General features: G+C 45.9%; 15 protein-coding genes. 12 read left to right on the top strand and 3 right to left on the bottom strand.

Annotated features, from left to right (window positions below):
• Together DKW60_RS22010 and DKW60_RS22005 are read left to right on the top strand one after the other, a co-directional pair.
• A partial coding sequence (locus DKW60_RS22010) for a transposase family protein (protein ID WP_484170950.1) occupies positions 1-514 on the top strand: 514 nt, incomplete at its 5' end.
• A gap of 1 nt (position 515) precedes the next feature.
• Positions 516-1,007: a hypothetical protein gene (locus tag DKW60_RS22005; protein ID WP_109839817.1), complete on the top strand. Its 492-nt coding sequence runs from the start codon at positions 516-518 to the stop codon at positions 1,005-1,007.
• 228 nt (positions 1,008-1,235) lie between these two features.
• Here the strand turns inward: DKW60_RS22005 and DKW60_RS22000 are convergent, their stop codons facing one another.
• On the bottom strand, positions 1,236-2,498 hold the full coding sequence (locus DKW60_RS22000; RefSeq protein WP_109839816.1) for an ATP-binding protein: 1,263 nt from the start codon (positions 2,496-2,498) through the stop codon (positions 1,236-1,238).
• A gap of 249 nt (positions 2,499-2,747) precedes the next feature.
• Here DKW60_RS22000 and DKW60_RS21995 point away from each other — a divergent pair, with 249 nt between their 5' ends.
• The 3 genes from DKW60_RS21995 to DKW60_RS21985 all read left to right on the top strand — a co-directional run bounded on the left by DKW60_RS21995 (position 2,748) and on the right by DKW60_RS21985 (position 10,630).
• Entirely contained in the window at positions 2,748-3,515 is a 768-nt protein-coding gene (locus DKW60_RS21995) for an endonuclease/exonuclease/phosphatase family protein (RefSeq protein ID WP_109839815.1), read from the top strand.
• Positions 3,516-3,536: 21 nt separating this feature from the next.
• Positions 3,537-4,481, top strand: a complete 945-nt coding sequence (locus DKW60_RS21990; protein ID WP_109839814.1) for a 1-phosphofructokinase family hexose kinase — start codon at positions 3,537-3,539, stop codon at positions 4,479-4,481.
• A 119-nt stretch (positions 4,482-4,600) separates the two neighbouring features.
• Positions 4,601-10,630 carry an alpha-2-macroglobulin family protein gene (locus DKW60_RS21985; protein ID WP_109839813.1) on the top strand — a complete coding sequence of 2,010 codons (6,030 nt, stop codon included), beginning with the start codon at positions 4,601-4,603 and terminating at the stop codon, positions 10,628-10,630.
• Positions 10,631-10,692: 62 nt separating this feature from the next.
• Here the strand turns inward: DKW60_RS21985 and DKW60_RS21980 are convergent, their stop codons facing one another.
• Together DKW60_RS21980 and DKW60_RS21975 are read right to left on the bottom strand one after the other, a co-directional pair.
• On the bottom strand, positions 10,693-11,199 hold the full coding sequence (locus tag DKW60_RS21980; RefSeq protein WP_425451372.1) for a GNAT family N-acetyltransferase: 507 nt from the start codon (positions 11,197-11,199) through the stop codon (positions 10,693-10,695).
• Positions 11,199-11,471, bottom strand: coding sequence for a type II toxin-antitoxin system TacA family antitoxin (locus DKW60_RS21975; protein ID WP_109839811.1), 273 nt, complete (start codon positions 11,469-11,471; stop codon positions 11,199-11,201). Before DKW60_RS21975 ends, DKW60_RS21980 begins: the two co-directional genes overlap by 1 nt.
• Before the next feature lie 182 nt (positions 11,472-11,653).
• On the opposite strand from DKW60_RS21975, the gene DKW60_RS21970 reads away from it, so the two are divergent.
• From DKW60_RS21970 to DKW60_RS21940, 7 genes are all read left to right on the top strand, one after another.
• Entirely contained in the window at positions 11,654-13,210 is a 1,557-nt protein-coding gene (locus tag DKW60_RS21970) for a type I restriction-modification system subunit M (RefSeq protein WP_109839810.1), read from the top strand.
• Positions 13,207-14,010: a RhuM family protein gene (rhuM, locus tag DKW60_RS21965; protein WP_109839809.1), complete on the top strand. Its 804-nt coding sequence runs from the start codon at positions 13,207-13,209 to the stop codon at positions 14,008-14,010. The genes DKW60_RS21970 and rhuM overlap by 4 nt, the downstream gene beginning before the upstream one ends.
• Positions 14,003-15,217, top strand: a complete 1,215-nt coding sequence (locus tag DKW60_RS21960; RefSeq protein ID WP_109839808.1) for a restriction endonuclease subunit S — start codon at positions 14,003-14,005, stop codon at positions 15,215-15,217. The genes rhuM and DKW60_RS21960 overlap by 8 nt, the downstream gene beginning before the upstream one ends.
• 1 nt (position 15,218) lies before the next feature.
• Positions 15,219-16,388: an ATP-binding protein gene (locus DKW60_RS21955; protein ID WP_109839807.1), complete on the top strand. Its 1,170-nt coding sequence runs from the start codon at positions 15,219-15,221 to the stop codon at positions 16,386-16,388.
• Entirely contained in the window at positions 16,381-19,482 is a 3,102-nt protein-coding gene (locus DKW60_RS21950; protein WP_109839806.1) for a type I restriction endonuclease subunit R, read from the top strand. Before DKW60_RS21955 ends, DKW60_RS21950 begins: the two co-directional genes overlap by 8 nt.
• Positions 19,483-19,635: 153 nt before the next feature.
• Complete coding sequence (locus DKW60_RS21945) at positions 19,636-20,697, top strand: AAA family ATPase (protein ID WP_109839805.1); 1,062 nt, start codon at positions 19,636-19,638, stop codon at positions 20,695-20,697.
• Positions 20,697-21,374 (top strand): DUF4276 family protein, encoded by a 678-nt coding sequence (locus tag DKW60_RS21940; protein WP_109839804.1) that lies wholly within the window; start codon positions 20,697-20,699, stop codon positions 21,372-21,374. Before DKW60_RS21945 ends, DKW60_RS21940 begins: the two co-directional genes overlap by 1 nt.
• Positions 21,375-21,619 lie beyond the last annotated feature (245 nt).

Below are 21,619 nucleotides of genomic sequence, written 5' to 3'. Positions count from 1 at the left end.
AAAGCCGGGCAATGCCCGCATTTTACGCAAGTCCAGGAGGGTGAGTGGCCAGGCTATTTACTTGAGCGGGCTTAGGCTCGAGAGTGGAGAGTTGTTAATCATCGCCAGCAATCAGTTTGAGTCGAAGTCCTTTGATATTTATGGCCTGCGGTGGCAGATCGAAACGTTGTTTCAGTGCCTGAAAGGCCGTGGCTTCAATATGGAAGTTACCCGTCTAACGCATTACTTTCGAATTAAGAAGATGGTGGCTTTACTGGTGATTGGGTTTTGTTGGGCGCATAAAACAGGTGAATGGAAGCACAAAATGATTAAGCCGTTACGTGTTAAAAATCATGGCCGCCTTGAGAAAAACCTGTTCCGCTATGGCCTGGATCACCTGACCGATCAGTTGATGTCAGGTGCGTTGGATGCACTGGAGACTAGTCGCTTATTATTGTTGTTTCTGTGCCCACCTGACTGGTTGGAACCTACTAAATCAACGAATGGCTATGGTTTTTCAATCGTGGATTTCTAAATTGTCGTGTACAGAGGTTTTTCTTATACGAGCTCTCCACATTGGTAAAGAATTAGGTAATCCACATCTAATACAGCGTAGTGCTTATCATCTTTGTCATGTTTACATTCTTGATAATCAGTTTGATGATGTTAAAAATGTTTTGGCAGATATTCCTATTAGAGACGGTGTGTTGCGAACAAAGTATCATTTGACACTATTAGAGGGATTACTCGCTCAACGTGACGGAAATTTGTTGAAAGCCGAAGATAATTACCGATATACACTAGAATGTATTGAAGAGATCATCACTGAGTCACCTGATTTTTTGGAAGTGTGGTATGACAAGCCTATTGCACTTGCTGGTATTGCGTTAGTTGATCCAGATAATGCCAAAAGCCATGTTGATGAAGGTATAAAAGCCTTAGAACATGGTTTAGGTTTGGCTTTTGCGAAGGGGGTGTTAGTTGATAGTGAGTTGATGCTAAGGCTGTTGACCGAGTTAGACTCTTAGAATCACTTATCTAAACTCGTTGTACGAGTTGGAGAAATTCTCAAAGTATAGGGCAAGCAGTCAAAAGGGAAATACTTTAATTTTCACAAACATGTGCTGTGGGGCGTTGATGAAATTTCACTCAAATCCATAGACATTACCGTTCACCTGATAGGACGCTATTTGTAGCGGCAAGGGCTACTAACAGGATGTCGAAAACAGCTACCTGAACTGTGATGTGTTGAGACACTATTTACCGTCATCTAACAATAACTGCGTGATACTCACTACCTCAACAACAGCACTAGTCTGGGTGGCTTCTAATGTCACTAGCCGACACGGTTTATGCTCAGACTGAGGGAAATACCCAAACGATCTCAGTTCTCGTTTGCGCGTCTTTTCATCGTCGATATGGTAAGCCACCTGATACAACGCTTCACCCGTATAAAAATCAACTTCGTAGGTATCTTTCAGATAACTCAATCGCTCACATTCTTGATTGAGCTTGATAAACACTGCGTTTTCCAGCGACTTGCCTAAGTCCTCTGAATGCTTCGGTGCAATCTGTAGAAAGCCGTTATCCAGTGCATACACCTTCTTTGACGACTTAATTCGTTCTTTCGGTTTGTTGTGAAATTTATCGATTCTCTGGAGCAAAAACACATCTTCGAAATAGCGAATATACTCCTCAACTGTTTTTTTATTGAGGCCAAAGGTATTGGCTAAAGCAGTGTAATTCAACAAGCCAGTGACATTAGAAAGCAGATAGAAAAATAGCCGTTCGATGGCTTCGGCATTGCGTAGGTCGTAGCGGGGAATAATGTCTTGGTAGAGAATATTTTTGGCGTAACTGGTGAGTATGTCTTTTTTGATGATCGGGTCATCAACTGTAAACACCTCATAAAAGCCTCCCCATTGTAAATATTCATCACGAGCACGGGCGATTGCAATACGATTGCTGGCTTTCTCAATGTCGGTGTCGAAAGCAATATCCTTAAACTTGAGGTACTCGGTAAACGAGAATGTTTCCAGATGGATATTAAGACTTCTGCCACTGAGAATAGTGGTTAACTCATTCGACAGCATCGAGGAGTTGGAGCCGGTCACAATGAACTTGATATCGCTGACTTCATATTGGCTTTTAATGAAGACCTGCCAGTTTTCAAAAAACTGTATCTCATCAAAAATGACATAGGTTTTTCCCTGCGGATCGGTCATTTTCAAATACGTGTCGTAGATCGTTTGAAGGTAGCCGGGGTCATGCCGCACTTCCAGAAAACCCGGCTGCTCTAGGTTCACGTAGAGAATGTTCTTCGGGTCGACTCCGGTATCAATCAGGTGATTAATCGCAAGCTTGGCCAGCGTGCTTTTCCCACAGCGACGTATGCCGGTAATCGTGATGATCTGGCGTAGTGGTAAGTAAGCAATGAGCTTCTCAAGCTTGTCGCGCTGAACAAATGTCTGTCTGCTTCCAGTCCAGTGTGGGTTTTGTTCGATTAAGATGTTTTTCATTGTAGTGGCCAATAAATACCAATTATAGTTCAGTATATTACTCTATTTTTATGGTTTTTGGTTTATATTGATTGCAGTGGTGTTATCAGGAGCTCTTAGCGTTCAAAATCAAGTGATCATGAGGGTGTTAGTCTCGCGTAAAAATCGTCTTTCAGTACTTATCAACTAACTGATAAACATCATTTTGGCGACACTGTTGATAGTGTAGAGTAACCATCTACGATTACATTCACATAATAGGAACATTCTTTGAATATTCGTGTTTTGAGTTACAACATTCATCGCGCCATTGGCTTTGACCGTCGCTTTGCACCGGAGCGAATCGTCGAGGTCCTCACTGAACACGATGCCGATGTCGTGATGTTACAAGAGGTTGATGAAGGTGCGCCGCGCAGTCGTGAACTCAACCTCGCCAAAGAGTTGGCCGAGAGTTGCGGCTATGCTCACTACGCCTTGGGTCACAATGTCAGTATGCGCAAGGGGTACTATGGCAATGCCACCCTGAGCCGTTTTCCTATACTGCGGGAGCGTAATATTGATCTGACGGTCGGTATTCGCAAACGTCGTGGTTGTCAGCACACCACGCTGCAGTTACATGATGAACAGCAGCGTGAATTTCACCTTGATGTGTTTAATCTTCACCTCGGTCTGTCTGCCAGAGAGCGTCAAAAGCAGGCGGGCATACTGGCTCATTCGCGTGAATTAATGATGTTGGATGAAAGCACGCCCTGCATTGTCGGCGGTGATTTTAATGACTGGCGTTCTTTGCTACGTGCCTATTATGTCGAAGGCTTAGGTTTTACCTGTGCCACAGACAAAGAGGCACCCAATGGCATTATCAGAGCCTTAAAAACATTCCCTTCATTCGCCCCAAGAGGTGCCTTAGACCGGGTCTATTATCGCGGCAATATGAAGCTGTTGGGTGCTAAGCGCTGCCGCTTTAAAATATCCAAAATTGCCAGTGATCATCTGGCGGTTATTACCGATTTTGAACTGACCAAGCCAGTTACCAAGTAAACCAAGCACGAGGCGTACGTCATGAGGGACATCTTAACTATTACCTTAAATCCGGCTCTGGACATCGCGACCGAAACCCCGGTCATGGCTGCGGGTGCAAAGCTGCGCTGTCATGAATCACAAGAAAGTGCCGGCGGTGGTGGGGTTAATATTTCCCGAGCGATTCGATTTTTAGGCGGGCACAGCAAAGCCTTTGTCGCATTAGGCGGTTTTATCGGACAGCGTTTACAGGCTGATTTGCTCGCAGAGAAGGTGGAGGTTGAGTGTTTTGAATTTGATGGTGAGACCCGACAAAACTTCTCAGTGATTGAAATCAATACGCAGCATCAATATCGCTTTGTGCTTCCCGGCCCGAAGTGGTCTGATGAGGTTGTTAAGCAATCCTTGGCGGCAATTAATAAAGGGTTGCCGACGGCAGGTATCGTGGTATTAAGTGGCAGCTTTCCGACGGGCGTGTCGGCAGATTATGTGGCTGACCTGCAAGCCATTTGCCGTGCCAAACAAAACCAATTATTGGTAGATACCTCGGGTGAAGTGCTGACTGATTTGGTCAGAAAGCCGGTTAATCTGGATATCTTGCGCATGGATAAAGCGGAGTCGGAAGTCTTAGCAGGAAGAGCACTAAACACACATATCGAGGCAGCACAGTTTGCACAACACTTAGTGCAATCCGGTGTTGCTAAAACGGTGATCATGGCACGTGGTAAAGCGGGCAGTTGTCTGGCAAATAAAGACACACAACTACATTGTAGCTGTGAAGCGCCAAAGGTCGTTAGTGCGATTGGTGCAGGTGATAGCTTTGTCGGAGGTTTTACGCTAAGCCTTGCGAGCGGTAGCAGTGATGCTGAGGCTTTACGTTATGCCACCGCTTCAGCCAGTGCTGCGGTCATGACAGCAGCCACTGACTTATGTCACCAGGATGCAGTGAATCATTTACTGCCAAACAGTGCTTTAACGATTCTGTAAATAAATATGCAACTCAATAGCGCTTTTTTGGTCGTTATTTAGAGATATCTGGCTGACTTTGTTTTACGCAGTGCTGAGGCCGGACTATACTTAATGAAAATAATCCGGAGAAATCGTCAATGCGCAGAACTATCATCCGTTACTTATCCATTGCATTATTTGCTTCTGCAGTCGGTGTATTTACCGCACCTGCTATAGCTGCAGCTAACTGGGCGGCGATTGACCAGCTGGAAGAGCAGGGCAAGTTTGCCGATATTCCTGCAAAGCTGGATGTGATTATTCAGCAGGCCAGGCAACAGGGTGCCAATAAAGACTGGCGCGATGCTTTGTTGTTTAAGGCGAGCCTTGGCCTCTCGGCAAATGCAGAGGAAACTCTCGATACGCTGGCCAGTGCCCCGTGGCCACAGGATCAGGATTCACAGTTATTACTTAATCTGCACCTCGGCGCGTACATCCAGCAATATATCCAAAGAAACTCCTGGCAAATTAATCAGCGCGAAAAGATTGATACGGATAAGCCGCTGACGACTAAACAAAAGACCATGGCTCAGTTGCGAGCTGACGCACATGTTGCCTTTAGTAAAGCGTATCGTTTATCACTGCAACGCAATGACCCGATTAGCCGGATAAACACGCTGCCAACGAAGCGAGCGACTAGCTATTTTACCGAGGGTGACTATCCTAAAAATGTACGTGGCACGGTGCGCGATACCGTCACTTATCTGTGGATTGATGCGTTAAAAGACAGCTCAAACTGGTTGGCTAAACAAACCGTTGAAGCTTACGGTTTCAATGTGCAGGGCATGTTAAACAGCCCGTATAAAGAAGCAATCAACCCGACTGATCCATCTGCACATCCTTTAAAAGTGGCAGTGAAACTAGCCAGTGATCTTGAGCAATTTCATCGGGCGAACCGTCAGCCAGAAGCTGAGTTAGAAGCGTTTCGGGTAAAGGCAGAGGTGGTTGCAGGGGTTCGAAATAGTCAGCGTGATCTGCAATTTGTGATTCAGGCGCTGCGTCTGAAGATACGCCAGCAGCAGAACAGCGCGGCTAATCTGCCTTGGGTGAATAAGCTGCGATTGGATCTGGTTGGCTATCTTGATCGCATTGATACGCCGACTAAACACATTCAACGCTTGGCTGAGATCAAGCCGTGTTTGAGTGGCGATAAGGAGCATCGTTTATACAAGCTTTGTGAAGGTGTGGCCGCTGCAATTACGCATCCGGTGATTAGCCTGACTACTATGAAAAGTGATGGGATCAATAAGCGTTCTTTAGAACTTAATTATAAAAACACGGAACAGGTGTATTTCAGGGCGTGGAAACTGACGCCAGAGCAAGCTTCGGCAGGATTGAATGCACGCTATGAATATGTAAAAACTGCGTTAAACAATAATGACTTGGGGCAGCACCAATGGTCTGTTGCTCTGGCAAAAACACAGGACTATCAATCCCACAAACACTTTATGACGCCACCGATGACGCAGAAAGGCTACTGGATGATTGCTGCATCGATTGATGAGTCATTTCAGGATGAGGCTGCGCGGGTGTGGTCAGGCATGAGTGTCACTAGTCTGGCCGCGGATATCCGCAATGGTGATGAGCGTTTAAATGTAACGACCTATCTTGGTGAGTCCGGACAGATAGCCGCTAATGTGGAAGTGGAGCTTTGGCAGCACGATTATAATACCTCGTTGAAACCGAAGCGTATTGCTGTGGCGCGCTCAGACAGTAGTGGGCAGGTGAGTTTCAAGCGTAAACAAAACCAATTGCATGGTTTGGTGATGAAGTATCGGGATGATTATTTGCTCACCGGTACGATAAATCCTAGCTACCACTATTCACAGAATAATCAACAAATCAAAAATGCTTTAATTTTTACTGACCGCGTGATTTACCGACCTTCACAGAAAATACAGTGGAAAGTAGTGGCTTATCACGGTGACGGTGAGAAAGGTAAATACCAGATATTTCCTAACAGTGGTGGTTGGGTAAAGTTGGTGGATGCTAACGGTAAACTGGTGAAACAGGTGTCGGTAAAAACCAATCGCTTTGGGTCGGCTTCTGGTGAGTTCACGGCAGATGCCGGACGTTTATTGGGAAAATGGCGTATTTTGACTTCCTGGGGTGGTGGTCAGTGGATTAGCGTTGAGGAGTATAAGCGCCCAACTTTTGAGGCAAAAATACTCCCGCCGGAGCAAAGTCTGCGTCTGAACTATTTAGCAAAAATCACCGGAAACGCACGCTACTATTTTGGCGATAGGGTGAGTAGCGGTAATGTCAAATGGCGTGTCAAACGTATGCCGATGCGTAGTAAAGGCCGTTATTTTCAGATTGAAACAGTGGCATCCGGTGAGTCAGCATTAAATGTAAAAGGTGAGTTCGCATTTGCTTTCAAGCCAATGGCTGTCCAGCTGGAAGCGGATCCGGACCGGCCACTCGTTTATCGTTATGAAGTGAGCGTAGATGTGACCGATTCAGGTGGTGAAACCCGCACTGTATCGCGCACATTTAGCGCTGCTGCGGTGAACATTTCTGCCAGTATTCGCAGTGATAATAACTTCGGTATTGCCGGACAGCCGATGCAGTTTTCGGTGAAGCGTCAGGATCTGGGTGGGGAAGGTTTAGAGGGTGCCGGTTTCTGGGAGCTGTATCGTCTGAAGCAGCCGAGTCAGGCAGTGATGGCGGCTGATTTGCCTGTCCGTGATATCAAAAAAGACCAACAAAAATACGCAACACCCGGTGACCGAATCCGTTCGCGTTGGTTATCTGATGAGAGTTTTACTAAGCGGACTAAGTATTGGCAGCTCGGTGGAAAAGTGGCGCAAGGCAGCCTGAGACATGACGCTGACGGGCTTGCAGATATTAAGCTGAAAGCGCCAGTGCCGGGAGTTTATCGCCTGCGCTACACCACCAAAGATCAGTGGGGGCAGGTGTTTCATAAGCAGCAATCCGTCGTGGTCAGTAATCACCATCAGGCACCGGTAAATGTTCCGGGCTTGCTATTGGTAGAGAAGTCATCGGTGGAAGTCGGTGAGAATGTATCACTGCTGGCAGGCTCGGCGTTCGCTCAATCGCCAGTATTGCTGGAAGTGTTTCACGGCAATCAATTATTACGCCGAAGCCTGTTGCGCGGTGGTATTAAAAAACAGAACTTCCCGGTCACGCAGGCGTATCGTGGCGGCCTGACTTTTGTCATGACGATGGTGAAGGACTATCAATTAGTGCGTCAGCAGCAGTACGTCAGTGTGCCGTGGACTGATCGCAATCTGAACGTCAGCTTCTCAACCTTCCGCGATAAATTACGTCCTGGTCAAAAAGAGACGTGGCGGGTGACGGTGAAAGATCATAAAAACCGACCGATGGAAGCAGGTGCTGTTGAGGTATTGGCGTCTATGTTTGACCGTAGTCTGGAGCTGTTAGAAAAGCATCGGGTGCTGGGTACCGCCATTTTGTATCCTCGTAAAAACCTGCGCTCTGGTTGGATGTCGAGTCTAGGCTTGGGCCGTTCCAGTGGTTCATCGACATACCCTGTCAGAGAATATATAAGGCCTTATGGGGCAAGCAGGATGAGGCTGGTTTCCGGAAGCGGTGGTGTCGGGGCTTACAGAGCAGCGCCTAAGATGATGGCAGCAAAACCGATGATGGCACCACGTGCTGCGCCAGCTCCTGCATCTGCTGTGGCAGAAGCAACGGCTGCTGCGGGTATGGGGGATGATTCTGCTTTAAACGCGCCGAGGCCTGATGCTACCGGGACACCGGAAGACTCTGTGGGAGTCATTGGTGAAACCGGGGCAGGCTCTAATGTGGCAGGTTTAAACGGCATAGTCGCCCGTAAAAACTTCAATGAAACCGCCTTCTTTAAACCACACCTGATCTTAGAGAAAAACGGCAGCGTTACCTTTGAATTTGAAGTGCCGGAGTCACTAACGCAATGGCAAGTCTGGGTATCCGCGATTACCAGAGATCTGCGTGGTGGCTCCGCCAAGGCATTCACCCGAACCAGTAAAGAGCTGATGGTGCGCCCGTATCTACCGCGCTTTTTACGCGCAGGAGATCAGGCGAATATCGAAGTGCTGATTAATAACAGCAGCGATAAAGCCATGTCTGGCATGATGGATTTTGACGTGATTGATCCGGTGACTGAGGAAAGTATCGCAGCGAGTTTCAAGCTGAATCCTGCACCGCGTAATTTCAATGTGGCAGCGGGTCAAAGCACTCGTCAGCGTTATTCGCTAATTGCCCCTAAAGATCTGGGTATGGTGACAATTCGTGCCAAAGCCAGTGCTGGTAGCGGTGCGCAAAGCTACGGTGATGGTGAGCAACGCCCATTGCCTGTATTACCCAGCCGTATTCATCTGACACAAAGTCGCTTTGCCGCATTACAAGGTGGTACACAACGGCAGCTACGCTTTAATGAATTGGCCAGTAATAACGATCGCACCCGCATCAATGACAAATTGGTGGTGACAGTGGACGGACAGCTATTTTACTCCGCGCTCAAAGCCGTGCCCTACCTGACCGAGTACCCTTACGAGTGTACAGAGCAGACGATGAATCGCTTTTTATCCACCTCGATTATCAATAGCACCTTCGCACAAACGCCGTCCATCAAAGCTATGGCGGCAGAGTTTGCCAAGCGTAAAACCAAACTGGAAAACTGGTCGTCAATTGAGAATGACCCTAACAGCAAAATGCTGTTGGAAGAGACGCCGTGGCTGAATCAGGCCAGTGGTGGCAGTGATGACGATACCAAACTACTTAAAGTGCTCGACCCGACGGTATCTGCTGCACAAGCCCGATCATCTCTGCAAAAGCTCACCAAAGCACAAACCAGTGATGGCGGATTCCCATGGTGGGAAGGTGGCCCCGCATCACCGTATATGACGGCTTATTTGTTGCAAGGCTTTGCCCGAGCTGCCGAGTTTAATGTGCAGGTGCCAAAATCAACGGTGACGCGTGCATGGCAGTATTTGTACAAGCACTATGTTGATGAGATCAAGCCGAAGCTGGTGGATAACGATTATTCCCGTTTACTGATCGCGCTGAATTACACCTTATCTTCATTCCCGGATAGCAGTTGGTACAGCGGCACATTTAGCAATGCTGAGCGCACGTTAATGCTCAACAACAGCATGAAGAAATGGCAGACATTACCGCCGTTATTGAAGGCACAATTGGCTTTAACCCTGCATCGTATGGGACGCGCATCACAGGCGAATACTGTGTTTGAAAGCGTCATGAACAGTGCTAAGTCAGATGTGGATAATGGTGTGTATTGGCCGCAGCAAAGCCGCTCATGGTTGTGGTACAACGACCGCATTGATACCCATGCCTTTATGTTGCGCGCGATGATGGAGATTAACCCGCAAGATGCACGTCGTCATGGTTTGGTGCAATGGTTGATGCTGAATAAAAAGCTGAATCACTGGAAATCCACCCGCGCCACCGCTGAGAGTATTTATGCATTGGTGCATTACCTGAAGCGTGAACAGCAATTGGGTGTGGATGAGCGCATGGTTGTGAGTGTTGGTAATCTGCCCGAACAAGAGTTCGTCTTCAAGGCGAATGAGTACAACGGTGGCAAGCAGCAGATGGTGATTAAGGATAAAGATATCACCGCTGATATGGCGAATATCACCTTGAAAAATGACAGCAAGCCGCTCATGTTTGCCTCGGCCAGCTGGCATTTCTCTACCGATATCGCGCCGACGAGTGCGCAAGGTGATTTCTTTGGTGTGACGCGTCGATTCTTTAAGCGTATTAAGCAAGGTACGGAATGGACGCTACAGCCATTGGCAGAAGGTGCAACGTTGAAAGTCGGTGATGAACTGGAGGTGCAATTGTCATTGCGCAGTAAACATAATGCGGAGTTTGTACACTTGAGAGCACCACGTGGTGCGGGTTTTGAGCCGATGGAAAGTAACTCCGGTTACCGCTGGCAGAATGGCGTTGGCTACTATCAGGAGATTCGCGATAGTGGGGTGAATTACTTTATGGATCGTTTGCCGGTGGGGCAGTATGCGTTTAAGTATCGCTTACGTGCGACGACCTCGGGTAAGTTTAGGGTAGCGCCTGCGACGGTGCAGAGTGTGTATGCGCCGGAGTTTAATGCTTATTCGAGGGGCGCGCGATTGAGTATTCAGTAATGATTCGCTCGGTTGATTTGCTCAGAGAAGGGAGAATCAGATAGACGGGGATAGATTATTTGTTATGAAGCTGATGCGTTCAAACTGATCCGCACATCAGAAATCGTAATAAATAATTTATTCTCGCTATCCTGAAAAGCCTGAAAACCATGGTGTTTATAAAACCCTTCTGCACCATCTTTTGCATCAACGACTACTACTGGAAAAGCGACGCTATCGCTGGCTGCGAGCAACTTTCGAAGCGCATCGATTAATAGCCACTGGCCAAAACCTTTACCTTTATATCGCTCATCAATGGCGAGCCGGGCGATCAAGCCGCCTGATGAAGATGACTGGTGTTTCTTTTGAAGCTGTTTGGGTAGTGCCTCTAAGTCGATGGGTGTCATGGTCAAACTGTAAAAGCCGATGATATGTGATTCGTTCGTTTCATCTTCAAGAACAAAGGTTCTCGTATTGTCTTTTTTGGCTTGTTGGCTCGCCATCACTTTCAAGTAGTTATTCAGCGCTTCAATACCACAGTTGAAGCGGTTTCTATCGTGTTTAGCTTTGTTTAGCAGTACCGTTTCCATTATTGAGTTTTGGTCTCATAACGGCTGGCAGCTTCGCTTAACTTAGCATGTGCCACAGCAGGGCGGTCTAACGCCTCTACCAGTAGTTTAGCATCAGCCTGACTCAATTTAAGTGATTGCTCTTGTTCAATTAATTGCTTTGCCTTTTCAATGGCTGCACTGAGTACGAACGAGTTTATGCTCGACATGCCTGCAATAGCTGCGGCTTTTGTCAGTAAGTTTTGTGTCTCGACATCAACCCGAGAGGTGATGCGAGGTAATGCACTAGCCATAATCAATATCCTCTGTGCCAAAGTGTCACATGGGATTATGAAATTATATCAGGTGATTGTCAATTGAGTGCCACAATGGCACATGGGTTTTAGCTTTATGAAGTGTGTGCGGTTTCAGGGTATTTGTTAGTAGCGTATAATAGTGACTGAATTTTAACTAGTCACCCTGAAGCAGGAACCACATGACAAGCACTCAACAACGCGCCGCACTGCAACGCCAAATCTGGGCAATCGCCAATGACGTAAGAGGTTCTGTCGATGGCTGGGACTTCAAGCAGTACGTGCTCGGCACGTTGTTTTATCGCTTTATTAGTGAAAATTTCACCGATTACATCGAAGCCGGTGATGACAGCATTAATTACGCAGCGCTCGGCGATGACATCATCACGGCTGATATCAAAGACGATGCCATTAAAACCAAAGGCTATTTCATTTATCCCAGCCAACTGTTTGCCAATATCGCAGCCAGCGCCAACACCAATGAAAGCCTGAATACCGATTTAGCCGCGATTTTCACAGCGATTGAAAGCTCAGCCAACGGCTACGACTCTGAGACCGACATCAAAGGCTTGTTTGCGGACTTTGACACCACCAGTAATCGCTTGGGCAACACGGTTAAAGACAAAAACAGCCGCTTGGCCTCTGTGCTAAAAGGAGTTGCGGGTCTTGATTTCGGTGACTTTGAAGGCAGTGACATTGATTTATTTGGTGATGCCTACGAATTCCTCATTTCCAACTATGCTGCCAATGCCGGTAAATCTGGTGGTGAATTCTTTAGTCCTCAGCAAGTTTCCAAGCTGATTGCTCAGCTTGCCATGCACAAACAAACCAGCATCAACAAAGCTTATGACCTGGCGGTCGGTTCCGCTTCGCTGCTGTTGCAAGTCAAAAAACATTCTGCCGCCCATACTATAGAGGAGGGCTTCTTCGGACAGGAGATTAACCATACCACCTACAACCTGGCGCGGATGAATATGTTTTTGCACAACGTTAACTATAATAAGTTTAATATCCGGCTGGGCAATACCCTAACAGACCCACACTTTCTGGATGACAAACCCTTTGATGTCATTGTTTCCAATCCACCGTATTCCGTGAAGTGGATCGGCAGTGATGACCCGACCTTGATTAATGATGAGCGCTTTGCACCAGCGGGTGTCTTGGCACCCAAGTCGAAAGCGGACTTCGCCTTTGTATTGCATGCGCTGAGTTACCTGTCAGGCAAAGGTCGCGCTGCGATTGTGTGCTTTCCGGGGATTTTTTATCGGGGTGGTGCGGAGAAGAAAATTCGCCAGTATTTGGTAGATAACAATTACGTCGAAACCGTGATTTCGTTAGCGCCGAACTTGTTCTACGGTACGACAATAGCCGTGACGATACTGGTGTTAGCCAAGCATAAAACCGACAACACCACGCAGTTTATTGATGCCAGCGGTGAGGAATTCTTTAAAAAAGAAACCAATAATAATGTGATGTCAGATGACCACATCGCGCGCATTATGGCGATTTTTGATAGCAAGGAAAACGTGGATCACGTTGCGGTTACTGTGTCGAATGAAACCATTGCTGAGAATGACTACAACCTCTCGGTGAGTAGCTATGTCGAGGCTAAAGACACCCGCGAAGTGATTGATATTACCGAGTTGAATGCCGAGCTGAAAACCACGGTAGCCAAGATCGACACGCTGCGCACGGAGATTGATGCGATTGTGGCGGAGATCGAGGGTGAGCCTGCGTGAGTCAGTTACCCAAACAAACCCCCACCCTTCGCTCATCCGCCGCAGAGTATTTGACCTTTATTGCTGCCAGCGGTGAGGGCGGTGTTGAAGCGGTGTATGCTGATGAAGATGTTTGGCTGAGTCAGAAAATGATGGGTGAGCTGTACGATGTCAATGTCAGAACCGTCAGCGAGCATCTTAAAAATATCTTTTTGGACAATGAGTTGGAGCAAGATTCAGTTGTCCGGAAATTCCGGATAACTGCCAGCGACGGCAAAAACTACAACACCAATCACTACAATCTCTCCGGCATTATCGCGGTGGGTTACAAGGTGAACTCTGAGCGAGCGGTGCAGTTTCGTAAGTGTGTGACCGCTGCGGAGGTGGTTTACAGCCGCGCAGATGCGGATAAAACCAATATGGGCTTAACGTCCTGGAAGGATGCGCCCGATGGCAAGATTCAGAAATTTGATGTGAGTGTTGCTAAGAATTATCTGACCGATAATGAGTTGGCCCAATTGCAGCGCTTGGTGAATGCCTACCTTGATATAGCGGAAGATATGGCGTTACGAAAACTCCCCATGACTATGGCAGACTGGGAACAGCGGCTCAATCGGTTTATTGAAGCCACCGACCGTGAAGTGTTGAAAGACGCCGGAAAAGTGACAGCAGAAATTGCCAAAGCGCATGCGGAAACGGAGTTTGAGAAGTATCGGATTGTGCAGGACAGGTTGTATGAATCCGACTTTGATAAACAGATGAAGGCGCTGGAACGTGACCAACAACAAGACTTATTAAGCAGCGGTGATGGAAATGAATAAAAACGATTTTATGGAAAAGCTGCTGGATGGGGTAGAGGTTGAATGGTTGCCACTTGGGCATTTGGGTGAGTTTGTCCGTGGTAACGGAATGCAAAAGAAAGACTTCGTGTATGAAGGCTTTCCCGCTATTCATTACGGCCAAATCTATACAAAGTTCGACTTGTCCGCAGAAGAGTCATATACGTATGTGACGTTTGACTTGGCTAAAAAGCTTAAGGTTGCTGTGAAAGGAGACCTTTTGTTGGCGACAACTTCTGAAAATGATGAAGATGTTGTTAAACCGCTAGCATGGCTCGGTGATAAAGTCGCAATTTCTGGTGATATGATGCTGTTTCGACATGCTCAAAACGTTAAATATCTAGCGTACTTCTTGAAGACTGATGAGTTTCAATCACAGAAGAGAAAACATATCACAGGCGCGAAAGTTCGCAGGGTTTCGAAGGACAGTCTTGCGAAAATATTGGTTCCCATCCCATGCCCCAATAACCCAGAAAAATCCCTAAAAATCCAAGCCGAAATCGTCCGTATTTTGGACGCGTTCACCGAGCTGACAACCGAGCTGACAACCGAGCTGACAACCGAGCTTAATCTACGCAAGAAGCAATACAATTACTATCGTGATAAGTTATTGAGTTTTGAAGAAGGGGAGGTTGAGTGGAAGACTTTGGGTGAGTTGGCTGAGAACCTTGATTCAAAGAGAAAGCCAATTAGAAGTGGTCTCAGAGAGGCTGGAGATGTTCCATACTATGGTGCATCTGGAATAGTGGATTATATCAAAGACTATATTTTTGACGGTGATTTTTTGCTGGTTTCTGAAGATGGTGCCAATTTACTAGCTAGAAAAACGCCTATTGCATTCAGTGTTAGTGGCAAGACATGGGTTAATAACCATGCTCATATATTGAAGTTTGATACTTATGCTGAAAGAAGATATGTGGAGTATTACTTGAATAGCATTGATCTAACTCCCTTCATATCAGGGGCAGCGCAGCCGAAATTAAATAAAAAGAACTTAGAGGCAATACGTATTCCAAATCCCTTGCTGGAGGAAAAAGAGCGAATCGTTTTAATCCTGGATAAGTTTGACACTTTGACCAGCTCCATTACTAGTGGCTTACCTCATGAAATCGAGTTGCGCAATAAGCAATATGAACACTACCGTGATATGTTGTTTAGTTTTCCAAAGCAAGATGATGTAGTGGTATAAAATGAGTGACTCCTTAACAGAAATTGCCCAGCAACTCAGCGCACCAAGAACGGTGAGGAATAGGAAAACTGCCGAAGTTGAGGTAGTAACACAGGTTCCTAAGGTGCAGCTCATTTATGCTTTTAATGGTACAGGAAAAACACGGCTATCTCGTGAGTTTCAGCAACTAATCGCTCCTAAAGTAGAGGATGAAACTTCATCTGCACGCGATAAAGTCCTGTATTATAATGCTTTTACGGAAGACCTTTTTTATTGGAAGAATGGTCAAGAGGAAGATGCAGCTCCGAAGTTGCTGATTCAGCCTAATTCATATACCGATTGGTTACTCACTCTGTTAAGGGATCTTGGGCAGGATGCTAATATCGTTCATTATTTCCAACATTATACTAACAGTAAATTAACTCCTTTGTTCAGTGAGGACTTCACAGAAGTTACCTTTTCATTAGATCGTGGTGATGATGAGCATATTGGCAACCTGAAAATATCAAAGGGGGAAGAGAGTAACTTCATTTGGAGTATATTTTACACGCTACTAGATCAAGTGGTTACTATTCTCAATGTTGCTGAGGAGGACGAACGTGAAACTAACCAGTTTGATCAGTTGGAGTATATTTTTATTGATGATCCCGTGAGTTCATTAGATGAAAACCACCTGATTGAGCTTGCGGTCAATTTAGCTCAATTAATTAAATCTAGTAAATCCGGCCTGAAGTTTGTCATTACAACACATAGCCCATTGTTTTATAACGTGATTTTTAATGAGTTAAACAAGAAATCTTGCTATCTGCTTGAACGCAAAGAGGATGGCACTTATTCACTGATAGAGAAAAATGGTGACTCCAATAAAAGCTTTTCTTATCACTTATATTTGAAACAAACACTCGAAACAGCAATTGTTGAAAACAAGATTCAAAAATACCACTTTACGTTATTACGTAATTTATATGAAAAAACAGCTAGTTTCTTAGGTTATCCAAAATGGTCTGAACTTCTTCCTGGTGATAAAGATGCTTACTATCACCGGATTATTCAATTCACTAGCCATTCAACATTGCCCCATGAAGTTGTAGCGGAACCAAGCGAACCCGAGAAGAGAACTGTTGGGTTTCTTCTGACTCATTTAGTTGAGAACTATAGCTTCTGGCGGAAGGAAGAGACACAAAATGGTTGATTACACTAAGCCTATCGTCGAGGCCAATCACTTCATTATTCTCGATAAATACAGCAAAGATTATGAAGTTGCCGACACCTACCAAAGCGAAAATGATTTGGAGCTGGAGTTTATCGACGACCTGTGCAATCAGGGTTATGAGTTCGTATCGGGTTTAAACACACCCGACAAGCTTCTAGCCAATGTTCGCGTCCAGCTGCAAGCGTTGAACAATGTCACCTTTGATGAGGGTGAGTGGTTGCGCTTTGTTGAAACTTATCTGGACAAGCCCAGCGATAACATCATCGATAAAACGCGCAAGCTGCATGATGACTACATCCATGACTTTGTGTTTGATGACGGACGCATCCAGAACATTTACCTCGTCGATAAGCAAAAAGTCGCGCGTAACAAAGTGCAGGTGATTAAACAGTTCGAGCAAACCGGCACTCAGGCCAATCGTTACGATGTCACCATTCTGGTCAATGGTTTGCCACTGGTACAAATCGAACTCAAAAAGCGTGGCGTGGCGATTCGTGAGGCGTTTAACCAAATACACCGTTACAGTAAGGAAAGCTTCAATACCGAGCATTCGCTGTTTAAATACCTCCAGCTGTTTGTGATTTCTAACGGCACTGACACGCGTTACTTTGCCAATACTACGCAGCGTAATAAAAACAGCTTCGACTTCACCATGAACTGGGCCAAGTCGGATAACGGCTTGATCAAAGACTTAAAAGACTTTACTGCGACCTTCTTCCAGAAAAATACCTTGCTAAACGTCTTGCTGCATTACTCGGTGTTCGACAGTAGCGACATATTGCTGATTATGCGCCCTTACCAAATTGCCGCGACCGAACGCATTTACTGGAAAATTAAAAGCTCGTATGAGGCGAAAAACTGGAGTAAGCCGGAGGGCGGTGGCTTTATCTGGCACACCACTGGCTCGGGTAAAACGCTCACCAGTTTTAAAGCCGCGCGCTTAGCGACAGAGCTGGAGTTCATCGACAAAGTGTTCTTTGTGGTGGATCGTAAAGACCTCGACTACCAAACCATGAAAGAGTACCAACGCTTCTCACCGGATAGTGTGAATGGTTCGAACAGCACGGCGGGTTTAAAACGTAACTTGGATAAAGAAGACAATAAGATCATTGTCACTACCATCCAAAAGCTCAATAACCTGATGAAGAGTGAAAGCAGTCTCGCGATCTACGATAAGCAGGTGGTGTTTATCTTTGATGAATGTCACCGCAGCCAGTTTGGTGAAGCGCAGAAAAACCTGAAAAAGAAGTTTAAAAAGTTCTATCAGTTCGGGTTTACCGGCACGCCCATTTTTCCTCAGAACGCATTGGGTGCAGAAACCACGGCAAGCGTGTTTGGCCGTGAGTTGCATTCTTATGTGATTACGGATGCGATTCGGGATGAAAAGGTGTTGAAGTTCAAGGTGGACTACAACGACGTGCGCCCGAAGTTTAAAAAGATTGAGCAGGAGCAGGACGAGAAAAAGCTCAATGCAGCGGAGAATAAAGAGGCGTTACAGCACCCGCAGCGTATTGAAGAAATTTCGCAGTACATACTGGATCACTTCAATCAAAAAACGCACCGTAACAAAAGCCGCCAACATGGGTTTAACGCGATGTTTGCGGTGAGCAATGTTGACGCGGCAAAGCACTACTATGAAACGCTGAACCGCTTACAAGCAGGCCACGATAAGCCGTTACAAATCGCCACTATCTTTTCGTTTGCAGCGAATGAAGAGCAGGATGCAGTGGGAGATATTCAGGACGAAAGTTTTGATGTCAGCGCCATGAATAGCAGCGCTAAAGAGTTTTTGGCAGCAGCGATTGAAGATTACAACGCTCACTTCAAAACGAACTTTGGTGTTGATAGTAAAAGCTTCCAGAACTATTACCGTGACTTAGCGCAGCGTGTAAAAACTCAGGAAGTTGATTTGCTAATTGTGGTCGGCATGTTCCTGACGGGCTTTGATGCACCAACGCTCAATACCTTATTCGTGGATAAGAACCTACGCTACCACGGCTTGATGCAGGCCTACTCGCGCACCAACCGGATTTATGATGCCAATAAAGCGTTTGGTAATATCGTTACGTTCCGTAATTTAGAAAAGGCAACGGTCGATACCATTACCTTATTTGGCGACAAAAACACCAAAAACGTGGTGTTGGAAAAGAGTTACGAAGAATATATGCAGGGCTTTACCGATGTGGTGACGGGAGAGGCGCGCCGGGGTTTTATGGAAGTCGTTAGTGAGCTTGAGCAGCGCTTTCCCAAGCCGGATGAAATCATTTTGGAGAAGGACAAAAAGGACTTTGCCAAACTGTTTGGTGAGTACCTGCGCGCGGAAAACATTCTGCAAAATTATGATGAGTTTGCCAGCTTAAGAGTCTTGCAGGAGATTGACATTAGTGACCCAAAAGCCATAGAGGAATTCAAAGAAGCGTACCACGTGGATGATGATGAGTTAGCGGCACTGCAAGCCATCAGAATGCCATCGGATCGTCAGGTTCAGGATTACCGTTCGGCTTATAACGATATCCGTGACTGGCTACGTCGTGAGCGCTCAGCCAAAGATAAAGATGAGTCCTCGATCAATTGGGACGATGTGGTGTTTGAAGTAGATCTGCTGAAGTCTCAGGAGATTAATCTGGATTATATTCTGGAGCTGATCTTTGAACACAATAAGAAGCGAAAGAGTAAATCTGACTTGATTGATGAGGTACGGCGCTTGATTCGTGCCAGCATTGGTAACCGTGCCAAAGAAAGCCTGATTGTGGATTTTATTAATAAAACGAATCTGGATGAGCTGGAGGATAAGGCGTCGATTATTGATGCATTCTTTAAGTTTGCGCAAGCTGAGCAGAAGCGAGAGGCGGATGAGTTGATTGAGTCTGAGGGGCTTAACGATGAAGAGGCGCGTCGTTATATTAAGACATCATTGAAGCGTGAGTACGCCAGCGAAAACGGCACAGAGCTTAATGCCACATTGCCTAAAATGAGCCCATTAAATCCGCAATATAAAACCAAAAAGCAAAGTGTTTTTCAGAAGATTGCGGCGTTTGTTGAGAAGTTTAAGGGCGTTGGCGGGCAGGTTTAGCTTTAGCTTGAAAAACGCAATTTAATGATGCTAATTTGGAAGTCCGTTATATGCGTATCCATGCTATGGCTCCAGCCCCTTTAGTATTGGTGGTGAACCGCAAGTATGAAGTGGTTTATACTCAAAGCATCCAGCGATCATTGAGAAAGCCATATGAGCGACCAAGCCACTAATATCCCGATTAACCGATTGACCATCCAGGGGTTTAAGTCTATCCAGCGATTGGATGATTTTTCGCTCAATAATCTGAATGTGTTGATTGGTGCAAATGGTTCTGGGAAAAGTAATCTGGTTTCATATTTTTCCATGCTTGGAAATATGCTTGGTCACTCCCTACAAGTCTGGGGGCGTAAACAAGGAGGTGCTGACCGTGTGCTTTTTAACGGGGTAAAGGAAACTCAGCAGCTGCATTCGGAAATTGTTACGGGCGAGTTTAGCTATCAGTTCACACTAGAACCGACCGTAGATGAAGGCTTTGTATTTCAGAGCGAAGTCATCGCCGAAAGTGGTCAGCAACAACAACTGGGTGGTGGTCAGACTGAAACGAAGCTTAGCTCAAGAACGGTGATCCGTAGTTGGCAGGTTTACCACTTCCATGACACCAGTGACACAGCTGGCGTTAAGCGCTTATCAGCAGTACACCACAATGAAAAGTTACGCTCTGATGCGTCAAACCTTGCAGCTTTTCTCTATCGTCTGCAGCAGGAAAACCCTAACCATTACACTCAAATTATAAAAACGATACGACTTGCAATTCCATTCTTTGATGACTTCGTACTAAAGCCGCAAAAGCTTCCCAGCGAGGAACAACAAATCCGACTGTTGTGGAAGCAGACAGACAGTGACTACTCGCTCTGGCCTAGCCAGCTTTCTGATGGTTCTATTCGTTTCATTTGTTTGGTAACAGCACTGCTGCAGCCCGATCCACCATCTACCATCATTATTGATGAGCCTGAGCTTGGCTTGCATCCTTACGCCATCTCTTTGCTAGGAAGTTTACTGCGTTCCGCGTCTTCCCGTATGCAAGTTATTGTTTCCACTCAGTCAGTGCCTCTGGTTAATGAGTTTGAATTAGACGATTTGATTGTGGTTGAGCGAGAACAAGGAGCAACAGTTTTTAAGCGTCTTGATGGTGATAGGTTTAACGATTGGTTGGAGGACTATTCAGTCGGTGAACTCTGGGAGAAAAATATTCTTGGTGGGAGACCACGTTAATGCAGCGAATCCACGTCATTTGTGAAGGACAGACGGAAGAGATGTTTGTTAACGAGGTTATGGGCGGATATTTTGAAAGTCGGGGTATCTACCTGCAGCCCGCATTGCTTGGCAAACCGGGGCATAAAGGTGGAAACGTACAGTTTCAGAGGGTACTGCGTGATGTTCAGTTACGCCTATTAGGTGATACCAGCGCTTACTGCACAACTTTTCTCGACTTCTATGGTCTGCCGGAAAACTTTCCCGGTAAAGCAGAAGCACTGCTACAAAATGATCTGAACACAAAAAGCCAAACGATTTGCACTGTGTTCAGCAAGCAACTGAAGGAGCATCTTGGTGCTAATGCTGTTAGGCGCTTTATCCCGCACATTCAATTTTATGAGTTTGAGGGGCTGTTATTTAGCAACCCACAAAAGCTGGCTAACGAATCAGGTCACGCAGAGTTACAGCAAGACCTGCAGAAAATTCGTCATCAATTCGAGACACCTGAGCACATCAATAATGATCCTAATACTGCACCCAGCAAACGTATTCAGGCATTGATTCGTGAGTATGACAAAGTGATCTATGGTTCCTTAATTGCCTTGGATATTGGGTTGGAGGAGATGCGTAGTGAATGTGCGTTATTTAATAGTTGGATCAGTCGATTGTTGGCGCTGTCTGACAATGATATATAAGCAGGTATTCTGAACGTATAGCGTTGATATATAGCATCAGGCTGAGTTGTCTTTGTACAAAAATATGTTATCGTTATTGTTTAATCTTGGGCTATAAATCACCAATGGTCGAAACTTTTACCGACAGTGATAACACCCTCTATCTACCCAGTTCCGGATGGACGTCAAGCTAATGGTTTGATGAGAGTCTGAAAAGCTTAGCTCTAATAATATGGACGGTTGAATGCTAGTAGTGCATCATTTTT

It is taken from the genome of Leucothrix pacifica (assembly GCF_003172875.1).
In the GTDB taxonomy this organism is placed as follows: Bacteria; Pseudomonadota; Gammaproteobacteria; order Thiotrichales; family Thiotrichaceae; genus Leucothrix; species Leucothrix pacifica.
The sequence above is the reverse complement of the archived record's forward strand: the minus strand, read 5'-3'. Positions and strand labels throughout refer to the sequence as shown.

Coding starts and splice junctions, on each gene's coding strand:
- DKW60_RS21990 (WP_109839814.1), top strand. CDS start 3,537: ATGAGGGACATCTTAACTATTACCTTAAATCCGGCTCTGGACATCGCG.
- DKW60_RS21975 (WP_109839811.1), bottom strand. CDS start 11,471: ATGGCTAGTGCATTACCTCGCATCACCTCTCGGGTTGATGTCGAGACA.
- DKW60_RS22000 (WP_109839816.1), bottom strand. CDS start 2,498: ATGAAAAACATCTTAATCGAACAAAACCCACACTGGACTGGAAGCAGA.
- DKW60_RS21985 (WP_109839813.1), top strand. CDS start 4,601: ATGCGCAGAACTATCATCCGTTACTTATCCATTGCATTATTTGCTTCT.
- DKW60_RS21970 (WP_109839810.1), top strand. CDS start 11,654: ATGACAAGCACTCAACAACGCGCCGCACTGCAACGCCAAATCTGGGCA.
- DKW60_RS21960 (WP_109839808.1), top strand. CDS start 14,003: ATGAATAAAAACGATTTTATGGAAAAGCTGCTGGATGGGGTAGAGGTT.
- DKW60_RS21980 (WP_425451372.1), bottom strand. CDS start 11,199: ATGGAAACGGTACTGCTAAACAAAGCTAAACACGATAGAAACCGCTTC.
- DKW60_RS21950 (WP_109839806.1), top strand. CDS start 16,381: ATGGTTGATTACACTAAGCCTATCGTCGAGGCCAATCACTTCATTATT.
- DKW60_RS21955 (WP_109839807.1), top strand. CDS start 15,219: ATGAGTGACTCCTTAACAGAAATTGCCCAGCAACTCAGCGCACCAAGA.
- DKW60_RS21945 (WP_109839805.1), top strand. CDS start 19,636: ATGAGCGACCAAGCCACTAATATCCCGATTAACCGATTGACCATCCAG.
- DKW60_RS21940 (WP_109839804.1), top strand. CDS start 20,697: ATGCAGCGAATCCACGTCATTTGTGAAGGACAGACGGAAGAGATGTTT.